21 protein-coding genes are annotated in these 19,577 nt (G+C 62.9%); 5 read left to right on the top strand and 16 right to left on the bottom strand.

From position 1 onward, the window contains the following. Positions 1 to 52: 52 nt before the first annotated feature. The 12 genes from LB566_RS04590 to LB566_RS04535 all read right to left on the bottom strand — a co-directional run bounded on the left by LB566_RS04590 (position 53) and on the right by LB566_RS04535 (position 9,378). Positions 53 to 328: a sarcosine oxidase subunit delta gene (locus LB566_RS04590; RefSeq protein WP_224623440.1), complete on the bottom strand. Its 276-nt coding sequence runs from the start codon at positions 326 to 328 to the stop codon at positions 53 to 55. An 11-nt stretch (positions 329 to 339) separates the two neighbouring features. Further along, a complete protein-coding gene (locus LB566_RS04585; RefSeq protein ID WP_224623438.1) occupies positions 340 to 1,593 on the bottom strand; it encodes a sarcosine oxidase subunit beta family protein in 1,254 nt (417 codons plus the stop codon). A 36-nt stretch (positions 1,594 to 1,629) separates the two neighbouring features. Continuing rightward, on the bottom strand, positions 1,630 to 2,937 hold the full coding sequence (glnT, locus tag LB566_RS04580; RefSeq protein ID WP_224623437.1) for a type III glutamate--ammonia ligase: 1,308 nt from the start codon (positions 2,935 to 2,937) through the stop codon (positions 1,630 to 1,632). A 63-nt stretch (positions 2,938 to 3,000) separates the two neighbouring features. Continuing rightward, complete coding sequence (locus tag LB566_RS04575; RefSeq protein ID WP_140514697.1) at positions 3,001 to 4,329, bottom strand: FMN-binding glutamate synthase family protein; 1,329 nt, start codon at positions 4,327 to 4,329, stop codon at positions 3,001 to 3,003. A gap of 6 nt (positions 4,330 to 4,335) precedes the next feature. Continuing rightward, a complete protein-coding gene (locus LB566_RS04570; protein ID WP_140551135.1) occupies positions 4,336 to 5,067 on the bottom strand; it encodes a GXGXG domain-containing protein in 732 nt (243 codons plus the stop codon). 4 nt (positions 5,068 to 5,071) lie between these two features. Further along, on the bottom strand, positions 5,072 to 5,968 hold the full coding sequence (locus LB566_RS04565; RefSeq protein ID WP_224623435.1) for a class II glutamine amidotransferase: 897 nt from the start codon (positions 5,966 to 5,968) through the stop codon (positions 5,072 to 5,074). 86 nt (positions 5,969 to 6,054) lie between these two features. Then, on the bottom strand, positions 6,055 to 6,381 hold the full coding sequence (locus LB566_RS04560; RefSeq protein ID WP_224623433.1) for a hypothetical protein: 327 nt from the start codon (positions 6,379 to 6,381) through the stop codon (positions 6,055 to 6,057). Beyond that, the gene (locus LB566_RS04555; protein ID WP_224623432.1) at positions 6,378 to 7,067 is read right to left on the bottom strand and encodes a hypothetical protein; all 690 of its coding nucleotides are present in this window, start codon (positions 7,065 to 7,067) and stop codon (positions 6,378 to 6,380) included. The genes LB566_RS04560 and LB566_RS04555 overlap by 4 nt, the downstream gene beginning before the upstream one ends. Positions 7,068 to 7,110: 43 nt before the next feature. Further along, complete coding sequence (locus LB566_RS04550) at positions 7,111 to 8,514, bottom strand: APC family permease (RefSeq protein ID WP_224623430.1); 1,404 nt, start codon at positions 8,512 to 8,514, stop codon at positions 7,111 to 7,113. A 14-nt stretch (positions 8,515 to 8,528) separates the two neighbouring features. Further along, the gene (locus LB566_RS04545) at positions 8,529 to 8,690 is read right to left on the bottom strand and encodes a hypothetical protein (protein ID WP_140551131.1); all 162 of its coding nucleotides are present in this window, start codon (positions 8,688 to 8,690) and stop codon (positions 8,529 to 8,531) included. Positions 8,691 to 8,705: 15 nt separating this feature from the next. After that, positions 8,706 to 9,083: a hypothetical protein gene (locus LB566_RS04540; RefSeq protein WP_140497873.1), complete on the bottom strand. Its 378-nt coding sequence runs from the start codon at positions 9,081 to 9,083 to the stop codon at positions 8,706 to 8,708. Positions 9,084 to 9,096: 13 nt separating this feature from the next. After that, entirely contained in the window at positions 9,097 to 9,378 is a 282-nt protein-coding gene (locus tag LB566_RS04535; protein WP_140497875.1) for a hypothetical protein, read from the bottom strand. Between the two features lie 283 nt (positions 9,379 to 9,661). Here LB566_RS04535 and LB566_RS04530 point away from each other — a divergent pair, with 283 nt between their 5' ends. The 4 genes from LB566_RS04530 to LB566_RS04515 are packed head-to-tail and all read left to right on the top strand — an operon-like array spanning position 9,662 to position 13,444. Then, positions 9,662 to 10,795: an aminomethyltransferase family protein gene (locus LB566_RS04530; RefSeq protein ID WP_140497877.1), complete on the top strand. Its 1,134-nt coding sequence runs from the start codon at positions 9,662 to 9,664 to the stop codon at positions 10,793 to 10,795. A gap of 40 nt (positions 10,796 to 10,835) precedes the next feature. Continuing rightward, the gene (locus tag LB566_RS04525; protein WP_224623427.1) at positions 10,836 to 11,432 is read left to right on the top strand and encodes a dimethylamine monooxygenase subunit DmmA family protein; all 597 of its coding nucleotides are present in this window, start codon (positions 10,836 to 10,838) and stop codon (positions 11,430 to 11,432) included. Next, the gene (locus LB566_RS04520; RefSeq protein ID WP_224623425.1) at positions 11,429 to 12,394 is read left to right on the top strand and encodes a PDR/VanB family oxidoreductase; all 966 of its coding nucleotides are present in this window, start codon (positions 11,429 to 11,431) and stop codon (positions 12,392 to 12,394) included. The genes LB566_RS04525 and LB566_RS04520 overlap by 4 nt, the downstream gene beginning before the upstream one ends. Before the next feature lie 9 nt (positions 12,395 to 12,403). Then, a complete protein-coding gene (locus LB566_RS04515) occupies positions 12,404 to 13,444 on the top strand; it encodes a heme-dependent oxidative N-demethylase family protein (protein ID WP_224623423.1) in 1,041 nt (346 codons plus the stop codon). A gap of 247 nt (positions 13,445 to 13,691) precedes the next feature. Here LB566_RS04515 and LB566_RS04510 read toward each other — a convergent pair whose 3' ends face one another. Beyond that, entirely contained in the window at positions 13,692 to 14,414 is a 723-nt protein-coding gene (locus LB566_RS04510) for a helix-turn-helix domain-containing protein (protein WP_140497887.1), read from the bottom strand. A gap of 261 nt (positions 14,415 to 14,675) precedes the next feature. Between LB566_RS04510 and LB566_RS04505 the strand changes: the two genes are divergently transcribed. Next, positions 14,676 to 16,034: an NAD(P)-binding domain-containing protein gene (locus LB566_RS04505; protein WP_140551126.1), complete on the top strand. Its 1,359-nt coding sequence runs from the start codon at positions 14,676 to 14,678 to the stop codon at positions 16,032 to 16,034. A gap of 7 nt (positions 16,035 to 16,041) precedes the next feature. On the opposite strand, the gene LB566_RS04500 is transcribed toward LB566_RS04505, so the two are convergent. Genes LB566_RS04500 through LB566_RS04490 form a run of 3 tightly spaced genes read right to left on the bottom strand, consistent with a single transcriptional unit; the run spans position 16,042 to position 19,518 of the window. After that, entirely contained in the window at positions 16,042 to 16,419 is a 378-nt protein-coding gene (locus LB566_RS04500) for a GFA family protein (RefSeq protein WP_224623421.1), read from the bottom strand. 34 nt (positions 16,420 to 16,453) lie between these two features. Next, positions 16,454 to 18,436 (bottom strand): ABC transporter permease, encoded by a 1,983-nt coding sequence (locus LB566_RS04495; RefSeq protein WP_224623419.1) that lies wholly within the window; start codon positions 18,434 to 18,436, stop codon positions 16,454 to 16,456. Then, complete coding sequence (locus tag LB566_RS04490; protein ID WP_224623417.1) at positions 18,433 to 19,518, bottom strand: glycine betaine/L-proline ABC transporter ATP-binding protein; 1,086 nt, start codon at positions 19,516 to 19,518, stop codon at positions 18,433 to 18,435. Before LB566_RS04490 ends, LB566_RS04495 begins: the two co-directional genes overlap by 4 nt. Between the last annotated feature and the right edge of the window lie 59 nt (positions 19,519 to 19,577).

Raw genomic sequence — 19,577 nt, 5'->3', positions numbered from 1 at the left:
GGGGGAGGTAGAGGCCTGGCGGAGTTCGCGGCGCTGACCTCGACAGAAAAGTTCATTTCGCAGCCTGCCTCGCCCCGGCGCCCGCCGCTGGCGCCACAGCCGAAATCTCGTGCGTCAGCGTGTTGCGGGTGACCTTCAGCCACGCCCGGCAGCCGCCGCCGTGATACCAGTTCTCGTCCATCACGCCGGCGACATTGTCGCGCAGGTAAACGTAGTCGAAGACATCGTCCTCCGAAGCGCCAGTCGCCGGACGCACCGGCTTGGCGTCGCCGAGATAGGTGAACTCGCCGAGTTCGCGTTCGCCGCAAAAGGGACAGGTGATGCGCATGACAGGGCCCTTCAGTGCAGGTTTGGTTGGGCGCCCTGGCCCTTCTCGTCTATCATCGCACCGGACCGGAACCGGTCGAGCCGGAAGCGGGCGGCCTCCTTGTGCGATTCATCGCGGGCCAGCAGATGGGCAAAGACAAGGCCTGAACCCGGCGTTGCCTTGAAGCCGCCATAGCACCAGCCGGCATTGAGATAGAGCCCGTCGACCGGCGTCTTGTCGATGATCGGCGAGCCGTCCATCGACATGTCCATGATGCCGCCCCACTGGCGCAGCAGGCGCACGCGGCCGATCATCGGCATCAGCGCCATGCCGCCTTCGCAGACGTCTTCCATCACAGGCAGGTTGCCGCGCTGGGCGTAGGAATTGTAGCCGTCTATGTCGCCGCCGAAGACCAGGCCACCCTTGTCCGACTGGCTGACGTAGAAATGGCCGGCGCCGAACGTCATCACATTGGGGATGAGCGGCTTGATCGCCTCGGAGACGAAGGCCTGCAGCACATGGCTTTCGATCGGCAGGCGCAGGCCCGCCATCGCTGCGACGCGCGAGGAACTGCCGGCGACGGCCATGCCGACCTTGCCGGCGCCGATCCTGCCGCGCGAGGTCTCGACGCCGGTCACCTTGCCGTTGGCATCGCGCATGAAGCCCGTCACTTCGCAATTCTGGATAATGTCGACGCCGAGCGCGCTCGCTGCATGGGCATAGCCCCAGACCACGGCGTCATGCCGCGCCGTGCCGCCGCGCCGCTGCAAGAGCCCGCCTTGCACCGGAAAGCGCGCATTGTCGTAGTTCAGGAACGGCATCATCTTCTTGACCGCGGCGAGATCGAGCAGTTCGGCGTCGATGCCGTTGATGCGCATCGTGTTGCCGCGCCGCGCATAGGCATCGCGCTGCGCATCGGAATGGTAGAGATTGATGACGCCGCGCTGGCTGACCATCGTGTTGTAGTTGAGGTCCTGCTCCATCCGCTCCCACAGCTTCATCGACAGTTCGTAGAAGCCGGTGTTGCCTGGCAGGCCGTAATTGGAACGGATGATGGTGGTGTTGCGGCCGGCATTGCCGGAGCCGATCCAGCCCTTTTCCAGCACGGCCACATTCCTGATGCCGTACTCGCTGGCAAGGAACCAGGCGGTGGCCAGGCCATGGCCGCCGCCGCCGATGATCACCACGTCGTAGCGGTCCTTCGGGCTGGCATCGCGCCAGGTGCGTTGCCAGTTCTTGTGGCCGGAAAAGGCGGCGCGGGCGAGCGAGAAGATCGAGTATTTCATAAAATCATTCCGAGGCCGCTCGCGTCGCGCTGGAGGTCAGATGTCCAGCGTGTGGTCGCGCTCCCATTGCGTGAAGTGCGAAGCATAGGAATTCCATTCCTGATGCTTCAGCTTTAGATAAGCCGACGAGAATTCCTCACCCAGCGCCGTCTTCAGCGATTTGTCGTTGTCGAATTCGCGCAATGCGTCCAGCAGGTTGAGCGGCAATTTCGGTGCGCCCTCCACCGTATGACCGTGCTGGTACATATCGATGTCGTAGCGCCTGCCTGGATCGGCCTTGGAGCGGATGCCGTCGAGGCCGGCGGCAATGATGACGGCTTGCAGCAGATAAGGGTTGGCCGCGCCGTCCGGCAGGCGCAGCTCGAAACGGCCGGGGCCTGGCACGCGCACCATGTGGGTGCGGTTGTTGCCGGTCCAGGTCACCGTGTTCGGCGCCCAGGTGGCGCCCGAAATGGTGCGCGGTGCGTTGATGCGCTTGTAGGAATTGACCGTCGGGTTGGTGATGGCGGCGAGAGCAGAGGCATGCTTCATGATGCCGCCGAGGAAGTTTTTGCCCTTGGTCGAAAGGCCGAGCTCCATCGAATTGTCGGCAAAGACATTGGTCTTGCCGGATTTGTCCCACACCGAGATATGCGCATGGCAGCCATTGCCGGTCAGTCCCTGGAAGGGCTTGGGCATGAAGGTGGCGCGCAGGCCGTGCTTTTCCGCGATCGACTTGACCATGAACTTGAAGAAAGAATGCTTGTCGGCGGTCGCCAGCGCATCGTCGAAGGCCCAGTTCATCTCGAACTGGCCGTTGGCGTCTTCGTGGTCGTTCTGGTAGGCGCCCCAGCCGAGCGCCAGCATGTGGTCGCAGATCTCGGCGATGACATCGTAGCGGCGCATCACCGCTTGCTGGTCGTAGCAGGGTTTCGACGCGGTGTCGTATTCGTCGGAGATCGTCTTGCCGTCCGGTGAGATCAGGAAAAACTCGGCCTCGACGCCGGTCTTGACATGCATGCCGTCGCTGGCGGCTTCCGTGACCAGTCGCTTCAGAGTGTTGCGCGGCGCCTGGTCGACCTCCTTGTCGTCCATGATGCAGTTGGCGGCGACCCAGGCGACCTCAGGCTTCCAGGGCAACTGGATGACCGAATTCGGATCCGGCACCGCCAGCATGTCAGGATGCGCCGGTGTCAGATCGAGCCAGGTGGCGAAACCGGCGAAGCCGGCGCCGTCCTTCTGCATATCTGATATCGCCTGCGCCGGCACCAGCTTGGCGCGTTGCCCGCTGAACAGGTCGGTGTAGGAAATCATGAAGTATTTGACGTTTTTCGCCCTTGCGAACTCTGCAAGATCAACTGTCACGGAAGTTCCCCATTTTTTGTCGATTGTTGGCCCTAGAGCATATGGCCTTCGGCCCTTTGTTGATCAGAAGCCGTTCTTCCCCGGTATCCAGTTGGTGCCGGCCAGCGGCACGCCGGCCATCGCGGCGGCCTCGATCGTGAGCGCGACGAGATCCTCGGGTTCGAGATTGTGCAGGCTGTTCTTCCCGCAGGCACGCGCAATGGTCTGCGCCTCCAGCGTCATCACCTTGAGATAGTTGGCAAGCCGCCTGCCGGCTGCGACGGGATCGACCCGCTTCATCAGTTCGGGATCCTGCGTGGTGATGCCGGCGGGGTCGCGGCCTTCGTGCCAGTCGTCATAGGCGCCTGATGTGGTGCCGAGCTCGTTGTATTCCGCCTCCCAGCGGGGATCGTTGTCGCCGAGCGCGACAAGGGCGGCCGTGCCGATCGAGACCGCGTCGACGCCGAGCGCCAGCGCCTTGGCGACATCGGCGCCGTTGCGGATGCCGCCCGAGACGATCAGCTGCACCTTGCGATGCATGCCGAGATCCTGCAGCGCCTGCACCGCCGGCCTGATGCAGGCGAGCGTCGGCTGGCCGACATTCTCGATGAACACTTCCTGCGTCGCTGCGGTGCCGCCCTGCATGCCATCGACGACGACGACGTCGGCGCCGGCCTTCACCGCAAGCGCGGTATCATAATAGGGGCGGGCGCCGCCGACCTTGACGTAGATCGGCTTTTCCCAGTCGGTGATTTCGCGCAGCTCCAGGATCTTGATCTCAAGATCGTCCGGTCCGGTCCAGTCGGGATGGCGTGAGGCCGAGCGCTGGTCGATGCCTTTGGGCAGCGTGCGCATCTCGGCGACGCGGTCGGAGATCTTCTGGCCGAGCAACATGCCGCCGCCGCCGGGCTTGGCGCCCTGGCCGACGACGACCTCGATGGCATCGGCGCGGCGCAGGTCGCGCAGGTTCATGCCGTAGCGCGACGGCAGATATTGATAGACGAGCTGCTTGGAATGGCCGCGCTCTTCCTCGGTCATGCCGCCGTCGCCGGTCGTGGTCGAGGTGCCCGACAGCGTCGCGCCGCGCCCAAGCGCTTCCTTGGCCGGGCCCGACAGCGAGCCGAAGCTCATGCCGGCGACAGTGATCGGGATCTTCAGCTCGATCGGCTTCTTGGCATGGCGCGAGCCCAACACGACTGATGTGTCGCAGCGCTCGCGATAGCCTTCGAGCGGGTAGCGCGATATCGAAGCGCCAAGGAACAGAAGGTCATCGAAATGCGGCAGCTTGCGCTTGGCGCCAGCGCCCCGGATGTCATAGATGCCGGTGGCCGCGGCGCGGCGGATCTCGGAAAGCGTGTAATCGTCGAAAGTCGCGGATTTGCGCGGCGTCGTCGGCGGGTTGCGATAGGTCATGCTGCCTCAATACGCGTCGGCGTTGTCGATATTGAAATTGTAGAGCGTGCGCGCCGAGCCGTAGCGCTTGAATTCAGACGGCTTGACGCCGGTGACGCCGGCGCGATCGAGCAGGCCTTGCAGGAGTTCGAGGTGTTCGGGCCGCATTTCCTTGGCGATGCAGTCGGCGCCCAGGCTGTCGACCTTCCCGCGCACGAACAGCCGTGCCTCGTAGATGGAATCGCCGAGCGCGTCGCCGGCATCGCCCAGCACCACCAGATTGCCGGACTGCGCCATGAAGGCCGACATATGGCCGATATTGCCGTGCACGACGATGTCGATGCCTTTCATCGAAATGCCGCAGCGCGAGGACGCATTGCCCTCGATGACCAGCAGCCCGCCCTTGCCGGTGGCGCCGGCATATTGGCTGGCGTCGCCTTTGACCGTTATCGAGCCCGACATCATGTTTTCGCCGACGCCGGGTCCCGCCGAACCATGCACGGTGATGGCACTGCCGGAATTCATGCCGCCACAGTAATAGCCGACGCTGCCGCGCACATCGATGCTGACCGGCTGGTCGACGCCGACGGCGACCGAATGGCTGCCCTTCGGGTTCAACACTTCCCAGGCGGTCTCGTTCGAGCCTGGCGTCAGATTGTGCAGTGCCTGGTTGAGCTCGCGCAGCGACATCTGGTCCAGGTCGAACACCCGGGAGGCATGGTCGCTCGCCGCCGCGGTTGAAAGTTTTGTTGCCGGCATGAACTCAATGCTCCCAGAAATAGACGGTTGCGGGTTCGGGTTCCCAGACCCTCGCATTGTCTATGCCGGGCAGCTTGGTCAGCGCGCGATATTCCGAGCCGAAGGCGACATACTGGTCCGTTTCGGCCATGACGGCAGGCTTGCAGGCGATCGGGTCGCGCACCACGCCGAAGCCGTTCTTGGTTCCGACGACGAAGGTGAAGAAACCGTCGAGATCGGAGAGGGTGCCTTCCAGCGCTTCGCCGAGGTTCTTGCCATGCGCCATCTGGGAGGAGAGATAGGCGGCCGCTACCTCGGTGTCGTTCTCGGTCTCGAATGTCATGCCTTCGCGGACCAGTTCGCGGCGAACGTTGTTGTGGTTGGACAGCGAGCCATTGTGCACCAGGCACTGGTCGGCGCCGGTCGAGAACGGATGCGCGCCCATCGTCGTCACCGCCGATTCAGTCGCCATGCGGGTGTGCCCGATGCCATGCGTTCCGGTCATCCTACCGATGTCGAAGCGCTCGACCACAGCCTCGGGCAAGCCGACTTCCTTGTATATTTCCACGGCTTCGCCGGCGCCCATGATGCGGATGTCGGGCCTGAGCGACTGGATGGTCTCACGCGCCGCATCGACCTTTTCGGGCGTGGTCCTGATGACGGCATGCGTCGATTTTACCGTGACGCTCACCGGCGCGCCGAGCGCCTTGGTGAGTTCGGCGTCCAGTCCACGGAAATCACGCTCCGGTTTCGGCGACTGGATGGTGATCTTGGCCTCGTTGCCGGACGGCGCGCCATAGATTGCGATGCCGGCGCTGTCGGGGCCGCGATCGCTGAGCGATATCAGCATTTGCGACAACATCGCACCGAGCTGCGGCTCCAGCGCCTTGTCCTTCAGGAAAAGTCCAACGATTCCGCACATGCCAGCCTCCAGACCCTTTGTCGCTAAAAATGATGTATCGAATGAGTTCGGGGAATTCAATTGGTATGAAAAAAATATTCCTCTGATTACGCGTTGGGTTTTGTCCCATCGGGCGGCGCATTGCCTTGCCGGCGCATGGAATGGGTCCATTTGGCGGTCCGGATACGTGCCATTTTGTAGGCGTCGAGGATCGACAGCGCATAGATCAGGAAGCCGCCGGCGTGGCGGCCGATAAAACTGGCGTCGGGCGGCGCGATTTTCGCCGTCACCCAGGCCAGGATGACCATGAAGAAAAGGAACTGCAGGCCGCGCGTCGGAACGCCGAGCATGACGTGTCCGCTGCCCGGCAGCAGGGTTGCCGCGCCCAGGACGATATATGGGCTGGTAGGTCCGGGAGAGGGGGCGCCGATCATGCCGCTTTCCGTTCGTTCCTGTTGATGGCGTCGCGCAGTCCCGAAAGGGATACGAGCAGCCGCGAGATTAGCACCGGGTCGATTTGCGCGTCACCGAAAGCGGCTTGCCGAAAGACACCGTAGCGGGCCCGCTCGGCTTCGGCCAGCAGCCAGACGATGCGCACGCCTTTTGGCGTGATCAGAAGCTCCTTGGCGCGTCCTTCTGAAAAGGGCTCCAGATGGTCGGCGATGATGCCTTGCGGAAAGCGCACGCCTCTGCGGTCCGTTCGAAGCACCGCCTCGGCGGGAAAGCCGGGCGCCTTCGGCAGCGTGTGGTCGAGATGGTCGAAATTGGAGAATGTCGTCGGCGAGCCCGGCCGCATCATCATGTCGAAGGTGCCGGGCACGGCTGTTTTCTCCGTTATCGATACGCTGAGCCAGCGCGTCGGCAGCTTTCTCGTCGCAAGCGTGTCGACGATGGTGCGCAACTGCACGCGCTGGCCGTTCCACGAGCCTTCCCACGTAATGACGCCGGCAGTGCCGTCCGAGACATCTTCTGCGTCGGCAATGACGGCGCGGATGCTGGCCTGGTCGGCGGCGCGCGCCACGGCAGCCCTGTTGCGGCTGCGGCGTGCCAGCCAGGCAAAGTGCAGGACGAGAGCCAGGACAGCCGCCCCGGCAAGCAGTGCTGACGTCACCTCAGACATTTCGTCATGCAAGGCCCGCCCAATTTGGGAGGGCCTACTCCCATCAATAGCCCTGCGGTTTCGGCCACGGCATGGTGAACTGGTCGCCGCGCCGCACGAATTTGTAGCGGTAGAAATGGAACCACAGTGAGATCAGGAAATAGAACGCGACCATGGCGATGAGCTGCGAGCCGAAGCCGAGGAAGATGGCGAAGAAGGTCACCAAGCACAGGCAGAACAAGACGATCGCCGGCAGCGGGTGGAAGGGATGCGTGTAGCCGCGGCGGATGGAGCCCAGCGGCCACTTCTTCCGGAACATCATGATGTTGATGCTCATGAACGTATATTGCAGCACGCCAGACAGGATCGAGAAGGTAATCGCCTGGTTGAGGTCGGCGATGAAGGCGAAGGCGAGCGCGATCGGCAGCAGGAACAGGATCGAGCGGTAGGGTGTGCGGTATCTCGGGTGCACCGCCGAGAACCAGCTCGGCAGGTAGCGATCGCGGCCTAGCGAGAACCAGGCGCGCGCCGCGTCGTTGATGCAGCCATTGGCGGACGCCAGTGCGGCAAGCAGCGTGGCGATGAAAAGCAGGTTTTCCAGCAGCGGGTTGCCGGTCAGCTTGCCGGCGTCCCACAGCGGATAATAGGTGATGCCGAGATATTCCCAGGGCATCAGCGAGGCGCAGACATACCAGGTCATGGCGGCGGCGATCAGAAGCGTGATCATGCCGGCCATCGTGCCATAAGGCAGCGAGCGCGCGGGCGAGCGCACTTCCTCGGCCGCCTGCGTGGTGCCCTCGATGCCGAGATAGTACCAGATGCCGAACTGGAAAGCTGCGATGACGCCGATCCAGCCATAGGGCAGCGCATTGTCCGGGGTGACCAACTCGTTGAGCTTCAGCACCGCGCCTTGCGTCCACGGGCTGACCGAGAAGAACAGGATGAGGATAGAGATATAGGCGATCGCGGTGATGACGAAGTTGACGTTGAGCGTCATCAGCACGCCGCGATAGTTGAGCCATGCAAGGACGACGATGGTGGCGGCGATGAAGGAGTTGTGGGTGAGGCCCTCGACGCCCGCCTTGGCGACGATCGTGTCGCCGAGCAGGATGGCGTCCGACACTTCAAGCATGGTGTAGGCAAAGACCAGGAACAGCGCGACGTTGAAGGCCATCAGCGGCCCGACGATGTGCTTGGCCTGCGCATATTGGCCGCCCGCGGCGGCAACCGTCGACGTCACTTCGGAATCGATCATGGCGACCGAGGTATAGAGCAGCCCGACAACCCAGCAGACGATCAGCGCGGCAAGCGCGCCGCCCTTGTCGGCGGCGAAATTCCAGCCGGTGAACTCGCCGACCAGGACGATGCCCACACCCAACGCCCAGACATGGGCCGGACCAAGCACCCGGAGCAGCGAGACCCTGTCGCCATTTGTTGCCGAACCCGCAGTTTCAACCACGACCGTCATCGATCAATCCCCACTCAGATCCGGTGTTTTTCGGAAGCGGCTTCAAGTTCGCCTTCGCGCGAGGACGTCAGCACATCCTCGGAGTAGGTCGTATCGACCTTGAACCAATCGTAGAGCATCCACAGCGCAAGCACGATCGAGATGCCCCAGCATGCGTAAGAGAGCGCTATCCACATGGTCTTGTCCCCGGCTTATTTCTCGTCGAACTTCTCGTTGATGACGTCGCGATATTCACGGTCCGATGCCCGGAACAGGAACACGAAATAACCGATCAGCACGGCTGCCATGACAACAAGCGTCGGCCAGTCGATGATGTAGTGGAAACGGTTCTGGATGATGTCGTGCGCGGTCTCGGGCGTATAGCCGAGCCTTTCCCAGATCGACGCCATGGTGGGGTTCTGGCCGAGCGCCTCCCAGGTCTTGGCGTCGAGCGCATCGATGGACTTGGCAGCTCCCGCCAATCCCAGTTTCAGCGGCAGCCACAGCGCCACGAAGATGGCGACCACGACGACGGCGATATCGAAGACCTGCCCGGCCTTGCTCTGTTGCGGCGGCGTGTAGCGGGACATGCTTCTCTCCCCCTCAGGATTTGCGGTTGCGGTCGTAGTTCTTGATGTCGAGCCCGTAGATGAACTCCTTGTCCTCCTTGTAGTGGTTGACCATGGCCAGGATCGCCGCCGTGTTGAAGATCAGCACCGCGGCGGCGGCAATCGCGACGACGGCCTTGATGCCGTCATGCGGGATATGCGGCCATGTCATGAAGAGGACGAAGAGGATCGTCGCCCACAGGCAGATGATCAGGAGCGCGGATCCGCGCAAGTCGGAACGGTACAGCGCCTCGATGCGCTGCTGCAGGTCTGACATCGGTTTTCCCCTTTTTCGACGTCCGGTTCCGAATCCACCGCCCGCCGTTCTCTTTCAAGAGAGTGAAATTTTTTTCATAAATTCAGACCGAATTCTAAAATTGTCAAGACGAATTTACGCAGAGTTAACCGCCTTGTTCGGATGACGAATTTTGCCTGACAATGAAATTATTTGCTTTCAGGGGATTGCAGGCCTCCCGCGTTTGCGATCAATATTCGCTCAAAGCTCCAGCCCGCGCGCACAGGAGCAGGGAACATAATCAAAATATCGAACGGAGGATCGGATGACGGCATCCTGGAGATTTTCAACCCTGGCGGATCGCCATCGCGCGCTGGGTTCGAAACTCGAAGACTGGAGCGGCATGGGCACCGCCTGGACCTACGATAAGGATGCCGACGAGGAATACATCGCTATCCGAACCAAGGCCGGGCTGATGGATGTCTCGGGCCTGAAGAAGGTCCATATCACAGGCCCGCACGCCTCGCACCTCATCGATCTCGCCACCACGCGCGACGTCGAAAAGATCTATCCCGGCAAATCGGCCTATGCCTGCATGCTCAACGAGGCGGGAAAATTCACCGACGACTGCATCCTTTACCGCACCGGGCCGAATAGCTGGATGGTGGTGCATGGCTCGGGAACCGGCCATGAAGAGTTGCAGCGGGCGGCGATGGGCAGGGACGTGTCGCTGCGCTTCGACGACAATCTGCATGACCTCTCGCTGCAGGGGCCGGCGGCGGTCGACTATCTTGCCAGGCACGTGCCGGGCATCCGCGATCTCAATTATTTCCACCACATGCAGACGCAGCTCTTCGGTTTTCCGGTGATGATCTCGCGCACCGGCTATACCGGCGAGCGCGGCTACGAGATCTTCTGCCGCGGCCAGGATGCCGGCACGATCTGGGACAGGATCCTCGACGAGGGCAAGAGCGCCGGCATCATCCCGTGCCGCTTCACCACGCTCGACATGCTGCGCGTCGAGAGCTATCTCCTGTTCTATCCCTACGACAATTCGCAGAAATATCCGTTCGAGAATGAAGGCCCCGGCGACACGCTGTGGGAACTCGGCCTCGACTTCACCGTCAGCCCGGGCAAGACCGGCTTTCGCGGCGCCGAGGAGCACTACCGTCTCAAGGGCAAGGAGCGCTTCAAGATCTATGGCGTGTTGCTCGACGGCAAGGAGCCGGCCGACGAGGGCGCCCCGGTCTATCGCGATGGGAAGAAAGTCGGCGTCGTCACCTGCGCCATGTATTCGCCGCTGGTCGAGAAATCGATGGGCATCGCCCGGCTCGACGTCGACTGCGCCGTCAAGGACACAAGGCTCGAGATCCGCAACAGGAGCGGATCGATCAAGGCGACGGCGCAGCCATTGCCGTTCGATGACCCAAAGAAGACCAAGCGCACGGCGAAAGGCTGAGACATAGTCGAAGGCGAGGGTTCGAGGCACGAAGCAGAGAATGGCAGCCAAGTCGATCATCAGCCGGCCCGTCTACGGAACCTTGTCTCCGCAACCCGGCAAGCACCATCTTTTCATCGCCGATGCCGAGGGGGCGCTCGCGATAGCGGACATGGCCAAGACGGCCCCGGACGGGTTCTTCGACGGTGCCGAGATCGTCTTCATTCCCGGGCCGGACGACAGGCATGTCGCCGCTCTCGAAGCGCTGAAACCGGCGCGCTTCCACCAGGCGCCGTCCTTCGCCAGCCTGCTGCCGCGGCTGAAACAGACGCTCGATAACGCGCATATGGGCCTGCGCCTCTATCTCGCCGGTACCGAAGGGCTGATCGGCCAAGCCATGCAGGTGGCGCTCGAGGCCGGCATCGACCACACCGCGATCCAGACCGAGCATCGCGGCTCGCTGGCGCGCCGCGTGCAGTGCGTGCATTGCAAGGGCATCACCGAGAATGTAACGACGCAACCCGCCACCTGCTCGCATTGCGGCCTGCTGCTTCTGGTGCGCGACCACTATTCGCGGCGGCTGGCGGCGTTCCAGGGCGTCTGCATCAATGCCGAGGACCGCAGCGAAATTCCTCCGATCGAGGAGGTCTTCCGATGAGCACCGGCACCACCAAGCTCGACGTCATCGTCAGCGATGTCGTCCCCGTCAACGAGCTGGTCACCCGCTTTCATTTCCGCCGCCGTGACGGCGAGCTGTTGCCGACCTTTTCAGGCGGCGCCCATGTCGTGGTCGAGATGCGCGACGGCGACCGCACAAGGCTCAATCCCTATTCGCTGATGGGCTCGCCGCTCGACACGCGCGAATACACGATCTCGATACGCCGCGACGATGTCGGCCGGGGCGGCTCGCTGTTTATGCACCGGAGCGTCAGGCCCGGGCTGGAGATGGTGATCTCCTATCCCGTCAATTTGTTCTCGCTCGATCTCAGGGCGAAGAAACATTTGATGCTGGCCGGCGGCATCGGCATCACGCCCTTCATGGCCCAGACCGCGCAGTTGGCGGGCGAGGGCGGCAATTTCGAACTGCACTACACCTGCCGCACGGCGTCGCTCGGCACCTATGCCGATGTGCTGCAACAGCGCTACGGCCGCCGGGTCCGACTCTATCACGACGACCGTGGGGAGCGCGTCGATCTCGACCGGCTGCTGTCGTCGCAGCCGCTCGGCACGCATCTCTATGTCTGCGGTCCGGCTGGCATGATCGGCTGGGTGCGCGAGCGCGCCGCCGCGCTTGGCTGGCCACCGGAGACCGTGCATTTCGAGCATTTTGCGGCACCCCAGCCGGGGCTGCCCTTCGATGTGACGCTGGCCGTCAGCGGCAAGACCATCCGCGTCGGCGAGCAGCAGAGCCTGCTCGAGGCGATCGAGGCTGCCGGCGTCGATCCGCCCTATCTCTGCCGCGGCGGCGTCTGCGGCCAGTGCGAAACCAATGTCGTCTCCTCCGACGGCAAGTTCATCCACAACGATCACTGGCTGAGCGAGGAAGACCACCGTTCCGGCTGCAAGATCATGCCGTGCGTGTCGCGCTTCGAAGGCAAATCGCTGGTCTTGGAAAGATAGGAGGCGAGCTTGGGCATCACCTTTCGCAAGGAAACGTTCCGCGACGACTTCACCTTCAGGAACAGCCCTGAGCACATCAGGCGCTTCCCGTTTCCGTTCCACGAAGACAGCTACATGTACGCCGTCAACATCGAGCCGCATGTCGTCGGTCCGAAGGGCAGCGTGCTGGAAAACCTGATCGACGTCGACGAGCACTATGTCGCCGAGATGCAGGACCGCGCTCTGGTGCTGGCCGAGGACCCGCTGCGTTGCCAGTCGCTGCCGCACATGACGCTCGCCGGCTGGGACCTGCTCGAACTTCTGATGGAGCAGCAGGCGCTGGGCTATCCCGAGCATTTCACGCTGACCCGCGACGGCGATCGCTGGCGCTGGATCAACCGGCCGCTCGGCATCGACGACACCTTCACATTCGGCGACACCTCGACGCTGCCTTACGGACCGATGGAATACATCACCCGCCAGAGCCAGGGCGATTTCTGCATCCTCGACCAGCGCGACGGCAATCTTTGGATGGATGCCGGCATGGTCACCACCCAGGCCGACTGGTCGCTCGACTTCGACATCGGCATGAACTTCTTCGAGTGGCACGCGCCGGTGCCGCTGGCGCATGAGAAAGGGATTTTCGTCAGGGCGCTGAAGTTTCTCACCAACATCCAGCAGGGCAAGCCGGCGCGTCGCTTGAACTGGACCATGACCGTCAATCCGCGCCTCGACACCAGCCCGGAGAATTACCACAAATGGGGTCCGGACCGGGCGACGGTCACACCGGAGAATGTCGGCGACAAGGTGCATCTGCGCGTAGAGTTGCAGAGCTTCTGGCGCCTGCCGCGCTCCAACGCCATCGTCTTCCCGATCCGCTGCTACCTGATCAAGATGGACGAGCTGGTGACGCAACCGAAATGGGCGCGCCGCCTGCACCGCGTCATCCGCGACCTGCCCGAGGAGCTTGCCACCTACAAGGGGCTCACCCGCTACCGGCCGACACTGGTCGAATGGCTGTCGAAGCTGGATGACGGGAGTGCGACGAGCCCCGGGTTCGGGCCGGACTGAATTGCCGGTACTGGCGCTGCCCCTCAAGCTGCCGATCTCCCCCCAAGAGGGGGAGATGCCCGGCAGGGCAGAGGGGGGCGCCGTAGAGCGCCGGCCTTGCCCATCCACGGCGAAAAACCACCAATGATACCAAGGGCGCAGCTACGATTGATTGATAATTCGGCGGGACAACGCCCCCTCTGTCCTGCCGGACATCTCCCCCACAAGGGGGGAGATTAGCAGCCGCTACGACGGCGCAAACAGTGCCTCACCCCGCGCTCTGCGGATAGCAGATGATCGACAAATAGCGCATCGGCAGTTTCGTCAGCTGTTCCGGCCCGTGCGGGGCGTCGGCGTCGAAGAACAGGCTGTCGCCGGGCTTCATCGGATAGAGATTGCTGCCGTGCCGGTAAACGACCTCGCCCTCGAGCATGTAGAGGAACTCCATGCCCTCGTGCTGGAAGGTCGGGAACACGTCCGAATCCTCGGTCAGCGTGATCAGGTAGGGCTCGACGACGACGCCGCTGGTGTTGGAGCCGATATGGCCAAGCAGATTGTACTGGTGGCCGGCGCGCGTGCCGCGGCGCTCGACGTCCAGGCCTTCGCCGGCCTTGACGAAAACGGCGCTGCGCTCCTCCTCGAAGCGGCGGAAGAAGGCGGTGACGGGAACACCCAGCGCCCGCGACAGCGCCTGCAAGGTGGTCAGCGACGGCGAGGTGATGCCATTCTCGATCTTCGACAGCATGCCCAGCGAAATGTCGGTGGCGACCGCCAGATCGGCGACGGTGATGCCGAGCTTCTTGCGGAACGCGCGCACCTCGCGGCCGATCGCGACTTCCAGCACCTTTTCACGCGTGTCGCGGATGGCGTGCGGGTTCTGGGTCAGCGGCGCCCGGATGGTCTTCCCGTCCACCGAGACCTTTGGCAGCGGCTTTGCCTTTGCGCCGCCGGCTCCAGCACCGGCCTTTGGATTTGAAGCGTTTTTCGCCATGTCGCCCCCCGGACTTCGCGGATTTATTTCACTCAAGGTGAACATGTTCGGTGGCGATACATGAGCGCAGCCGCGTCGGCAAGCCGTCTTATGTCGCATGCGCCAATCCTGCGATTTCGGCCAATGCGGGTTCTTCGCCAGGAATTCGCTTTGTGCAAACGCCGTTCCCGCAGATGGCTGTTGACAGTGCCGAAGGGCCAATTACTGTCACTGGCAGTGAAATTTGTTTCGCTGGGGAAATCAAAAAATGGAGGCCCGGAAATGAACACTCGCGTTGCCGTCATCGGGGCCGGACCGTCCGGCCTGGCACAGCTCAGGGCCTTCAAGTCGGCGGCCGACAAAGGGGCAGACATTCCCGAGATCGTCTGCTTCGAAAAGCAGTCCGACTGGGGCGGCCTGTGGAATTATACATGGCGCACCGGCCTCGACGAACATGGCGATCCGGTGCACGGCTCGATGTACCGCTACCTGTGGTCGAACGGGCCGAAGGAATGCCTGGAATTCGCCGACTACACGTTCGAGGAACATTTCGGCCGGCCGATCGGCTCCTATCCCCCGCGCGCCGTGCTGTGGGACTACATCAAGGGCCGCGTCGAAAAGTCAGGCGTGCGCAAATGGGTGCGCTTCAACAGTCCGGTGCGAATGGTGACCTTCTCGGACCAGACGAAGAAATTCACCGTCACCGCGCATGACCGCACCAACGACGTCACCTATTCGGAAGAGTTCGACAATGTCGTCGTTGCGTCCGGGCATTTCTCGGTGCCAAACGTTCCCTATTTCGAGGGGTTCTCGACCTTCAACGGCCGCATCCTGCACAGCCACGATTTCCGCGACGCGATGGAATTCAAGGGCAAGGACATCCTGATCATCGGCCGCTCCTATTCGGCCGAGGACATCGGCTCGCAATGCTACAAATACGGCGCGAAGTCGATCACCTCCAGTTATCGCTCCAAGCCGATGGGTTTCAAATGGCCTGAGAACTGGAAAGAGGTGCCGCTGCTGCAGAAGGTCGTCGGCAAGACCGCGCATTTCAAGGACGGCTCGACCAAGGATGTCGACGCCATCATCCTGTGCACCGGCTATCTCCATTCTTTCCCCTTCCTCACCGACGACCTGAAGCTCAAGACCGCCAACCGCATGTGGCCGCTGGACCTCTATGAAGGCGTCGTTTGGGAGAAGAACCCGAAGCTTTTCTACATCGGCATGCAGGACCAGTTCTACACCTTCAACATGTTCGATGCGCAGGCCTGGTATGCGCGCGACGTCATCATGGGCCGCATCAAGCTGCCGTCCGCGCAGGCGATGGCCGAGCACGGCGCCAGATGGCGGGCGCGCGAGGAGACGCTGGAAGACGCCGAGCAGATGATCTGGTTCCAGGGCGACTACACCAAGGAACTGATGGACCAGACCGACTATCCCGGCTTCGACGTCGAGGCGGTCAACCAGACTTTCATGGAATGGGAGCATCACAAGGTGGAAGACATTATGAGCTTCCGCGACCATTCCTACCGTTCGCTGATGACCGGCACCATGGCGCCGCTGCACCATACGCCGTGGCTGCAGGCGCTGGACGATTCGATGGAGAGCTATCTGGAAGTGAAGGGCGTCGCTGCGGAGTAGCTTGCCATCAGGCCGGCGACACGACCCAGTCGTGGCGGCTTTCGCCATAGACGGCTTGTGTCGGCGCCGGGAAGGACGGATCGCCGAAACAGCCGACCGCCACAGCGACCGCCTCCGGTTTGCGCGACGGATACCAGAACACCGTCGAGCCACAGTTTCCGCAGAAGTGGAAAGTGACGGGAAAGCCGCTGTCGGAATTGCGCCGGAATGTCTGGGATGAGCCGTCGATGTCGATCGCCTCGGCATCGAAGAAAGCCGCTATCCCGAACGGACTGCCGGTGCGCCGCTGGCAGTCCAGGCAGTGGCAAAGCGATATTTTGGCCGGCTGTTGCGGACAACGGATCTGCAATTGGCCACAGGTGCAGCGGGCAATCCTGCTGGTCATGTCTTCCTCCCTTGATGGTTTCGCGGCTTGAGCTTTAACCCAGCCTCGCCCGTGCCTTGGCCGTCCAGGCATTGAACAGCCGGTCGGCGACGATGCCGATGAAGGCGATGGCGAGGCCCGCCACGATGCCGCGGCCGGAATCGGCCTTTGACAGCGCGATGAACACCTCCTGGCCGAGATCACGGGTGCCGACCATGGCGCAGATAATGATCATCGCCAACGCCATCAGGATGGTCTGGTTGACGCCCAGCATGATCTCGGGCAGCGCCAGCGGCAATTGCACGCGAAAGAAAGTCTGGCGCGGCGTGCAGCCCGAAACCTTGGCCGCCTCGATCAGTGCCGGAGGCACTTGCCTGATACCGTGATTGGTGTAGCGGATCGCCGGCACCACGGCGAAGGCTATCGTTGCGATCATCGCGGTGACGTCGCCGACGCGGAACAGCATCACCACCGGAATGATGAAGCAGAAGGAGGGCAGCACCTGCAGCGTATCGATGACGGGCGTGACCGTCTTCTCGAAGCGGTCGCTGCGCGCGGCCATCAGGCCGATGGGAATACCGATCAGGCAAGCGATGAAAGCCGAGATGCCGCAGAGATAGACCGTCGCCATGGTCTTCTCCCACAGCCCGGTGACGGCGCAGAAGGCGGTCAGCGCTGCCACCAGAGCGGCAAGGCGCAAGCCGGAAAGCTGATAGCCGGCAAGGCCGAGTAAAAATACCGCGCCTAGCCACGGAAAGCCCTCGCAGAAGGCGCGCACCGGGTTCAGCACGTTGAGGATCAGCGCCACGCGGAACGCCTCGATCGTGTCGAAGAAATTGATCGTCACCCAATTCACCGCCGCTTTCCACAATGGCGCGGTGGTGAAGGTGATCGCCTTCGGCACCGCCGCGAAGGCAGGCACGAAGAGGCCAAGAAGCGTGGTGACGATCAGGATGGCGACGGCCAGCGTCAGGTTGGGATAGCGCCGCCAGAAGGCGGGCAGGACTTGCCGGTGGACGTGACCTTTTGCATGGTTGGCGGCGATGGCCTGGCTCAGCCGGTCGAGCGCGATGGCCAGCGCCACGATGGCCAGCCCTGCTTCCATGGCTTCGCCGACCTTCAGCGCACGCAGCGCCAGCAACACGTCATAGCCCAGCCCGCCGGCGCCGATCATCGAGGCGATGATCACCATGTTCAGCGCCAGCATGATCACCTGGTTGACCCCGACCATCAGCGTCGGCCGCGCCGACGGCAACAGCACGCGCCACAGTTTTTGCCGCGCCGTGCAGCCGGCCATCTCGCTGAAATCGTTGATCTCGGACGGCACCCGCGACAGGCCGAGCATCGTTGCCCGCACCATCGGCGGCGTGGCGAAGATGGCAGTGGCGATCATCGCCGAAACCGGGCTGTTGCCGAACAGGAGCAGCATCGGGATGAGATACGCGAAGGTCGGGATGGTCTGCATCAGATCGAGGGCAGGGGAGACGATCAGCCTTTCCGCCCAGGGCTTGCGCCAGGCCCAGATGCCGACGAACAATCCCGTGGCGATGCAGAATGGCACGGCGATGGAAATCAGCGCCAAGGTCAGCATGGCACTGGTCCATTGGCCGAACAGCGCGACGTAGAGGAAGCAGCCGCCCACCAGTATGCCGAGCCTGCGACCGCCGGCGGCATGCCCGGCGACAAAGGCCGCCGCGCAGACGCCGATCCAGGACAGGCGCGGCAGCACATAGGCGTCGGCGCCGTGGCCGATCTTGAAATTCTTGGCCAGAAGGTTGAGCGCGAAATCGAGCGGCACGCCGAGCACCGCCGTGATCGAGCGCGTCAGCCATGACAGGTTCGATTTGATCCAGCGCATCAGCGCGCTGACCCAGTCCGCGACCGGCACGATCGCCTCGGCCGGATAATTGACGGCCCAGGGGAGACTGTCCTGGAGTAGGAACACTATTAGCACCACCGCAAGCGCGGCGGCCCAGACCAGCAGCCATGTCTGCGCCGGTCGCGGCCTCGTCCCGCTGGCGCTTGCCGTTACTGTCATGCACCGGCTCCTGACCGCTCGATGCCGGCGAGCAGGTCGATCACCGCTTGCGGCGTCACCTCGCCGATCGGCTTGCCGCTGCCGTTGACCACCGCGAACGGTCTGCCGGCCGCGACGATGCTGGCCGAGAAGCTGGCAATCTTGGCCTCCGGCGCCACCGTGTCGCCATGCTCGGCGCCGTCGCAGGCGCGCATCAGGCTCTTCGCCGAGATCACCTTGGCGCGGTCGACGTCGCGGGTGAACTCGGCGACATAGTCGGTCGCCGGATCGACCACCAGTTCCTCCGGCGTGCCGATCTGGATGACTTCGCCATCCTTCATGATGGCGATGCGGTCGGCCAGGCGGATCGCCTCGTCGAAATCATGAGTGATGAAGACGATGGTCTTGTGCAGCATGGTCTGCAACCGCATCAGCTCGTCCTGCATCTCGCGGCGGATCAGCGGATCGAGCGCCGAGAACGGCTCGTCGAGGAACCAGATCTCCGGCTTGGTCGCTAGACTGCGGGCGATGCCGACACGCTGCTGCTGGCCGCCGGACAGCTCGCGCGGATAGAAATGCTCGCGCCCGCGCAGGCCGACGAGCTCGATCACGTCGCGGGCGCGTGCTTCGCGCGTCGCACGGTCCTGCCCCTGGATGCTGAGCGGAAAGGCGATGTTGTCCAGCACGTTGAGATGCGGCAGCAGCGCGAAATTCTGGAACACCATGCCCATGCGGTGGCGCCTGAGTTCGATGAGCGCGGCATCGGAGATCTTGAGCAGGTCCTTGCCCTCGAACTCGACCTTGCCGTGCGTCGGCTCGACCAGCCGCGACATGCAGCGCACCAGGGTCGACTTGCCCGACCCCGAAAGCCCCATGATCGTGAAGACCTCGCCCTGCCGGATTTCGAGATCGACGCCGCGTACGGCCCCGACCAGTCCGGCAGCGGCGATATCCGACATGCTGGCCCTGCCGTCGCGCTCGCGGATGAAACTGGCCGCGTTCGAACCGAACAGTTTCCAGACATTGCGGCAAGCCAGCTTTATCGGGCGAGCATCCTTTGGCGCGCCCGCAGCGTTCGGTCCTTGTTCAGTCTTGTCAGGCATTCAAGCGTTCTTCTGGAATATCGACGATTGAGGCCCGGCCGATCGACGGCCGGGTCTCA

Origin of the sequence: Mesorhizobium sp. CA13, assembly GCF_020165235.1 — a bacterium.
Taxonomy (GTDB): Bacteria; Pseudomonadota; Alphaproteobacteria; order Rhizobiales; family Rhizobiaceae; genus Mesorhizobium.
This window is presented reverse-complemented; position numbering and strand designations above follow the sequence as displayed.

Excerpts from the sequence above, each read along its gene's own strand:
- LB566_RS04545 (WP_140551131.1), bottom strand. The coding sequence starts at position 8,690 with ATGTGGATAGCGCTCTCTTACGCATGCTGGGGCATCTCGATCGTGCTT.
- LB566_RS04585 (WP_224623438.1), bottom strand. The coding sequence starts at position 1,593 with ATGAAATACTCGATCTTCTCGCTCGCCCGCGCCGCCTTTTCCGGCCAC.
- LB566_RS04495 (WP_224623419.1), bottom strand. The coding sequence starts at position 18,436 with ATGACAGTAACGGCAAGCGCCAGCGGGACGAGGCCGCGACCGGCGCAG.
- LB566_RS04565 (WP_224623435.1), bottom strand. The coding sequence starts at position 5,968 with ATGTGCGGAATCGTTGGACTTTTCCTGAAGGACAAGGCGCTGGAGCCG.
- LB566_RS04505 (WP_140551126.1), top strand. The coding sequence starts at position 14,676 with ATGAACACTCGCGTTGCCGTCATCGGGGCCGGACCGTCCGGCCTGGCA.
- LB566_RS04570 (WP_140551135.1), bottom strand. The coding sequence starts at position 5,067 with ATGCCGGCAACAAAACTTTCAACCGCGGCGGCGAGCGACCATGCCTCC.
- LB566_RS04540 (WP_140497873.1), bottom strand. The coding sequence starts at position 9,083 with ATGTCCCGCTACACGCCGCCGCAACAGAGCAAGGCCGGGCAGGTCTTC.
- LB566_RS04520 (WP_224623425.1), top strand. The coding sequence starts at position 11,429 with ATGAGCACCGGCACCACCAAGCTCGACGTCATCGTCAGCGATGTCGTC.
- LB566_RS04590 (WP_224623440.1), bottom strand. The coding sequence starts at position 328 with ATGCGCATCACCTGTCCCTTTTGCGGCGAACGCGAACTCGGCGAGTTC.
- LB566_RS04555 (WP_224623432.1), bottom strand. The coding sequence starts at position 7,067 with ATGTCTGAGGTGACGTCAGCACTGCTTGCCGGGGCGGCTGTCCTGGCT.
- LB566_RS04560 (WP_224623433.1), bottom strand. The coding sequence starts at position 6,381 with ATGATCGGCGCCCCCTCTCCCGGACCTACCAGCCCATATATCGTCCTG.
- LB566_RS04500 (WP_224623421.1), bottom strand. The coding sequence starts at position 16,419 with ATGACCAGCAGGATTGCCCGCTGCACCTGTGGCCAATTGCAGATCCGT.
- LB566_RS04575 (WP_140514697.1), bottom strand. The coding sequence starts at position 4,329 with ATGACCTATCGCAACCCGCCGACGACGCCGCGCAAATCCGCGACTTTC.
- LB566_RS04510 (WP_140497887.1), bottom strand. The coding sequence starts at position 14,414 with ATGGCGAAAAACGCTTCAAATCCAAAGGCCGGTGCTGGAGCCGGCGGC.
- LB566_RS04490 (WP_224623417.1), bottom strand. The coding sequence starts at position 19,518 with ATGCCTGACAAGACTGAACAAGGACCGAACGCTGCGGGCGCGCCAAAG.
- LB566_RS04530 (WP_140497877.1), top strand. The coding sequence starts at position 9,662 with ATGACGGCATCCTGGAGATTTTCAACCCTGGCGGATCGCCATCGCGCG.
- LB566_RS04535 (WP_140497875.1), bottom strand. The coding sequence starts at position 9,378 with ATGTCAGACCTGCAGCAGCGCATCGAGGCGCTGTACCGTTCCGACTTG.
- LB566_RS04550 (WP_224623430.1), bottom strand. The coding sequence starts at position 8,514 with ATGACGGTCGTGGTTGAAACTGCGGGTTCGGCAACAAATGGCGACAGG.
- LB566_RS04525 (WP_224623427.1), top strand. The coding sequence starts at position 10,836 with ATGGCAGCCAAGTCGATCATCAGCCGGCCCGTCTACGGAACCTTGTCT.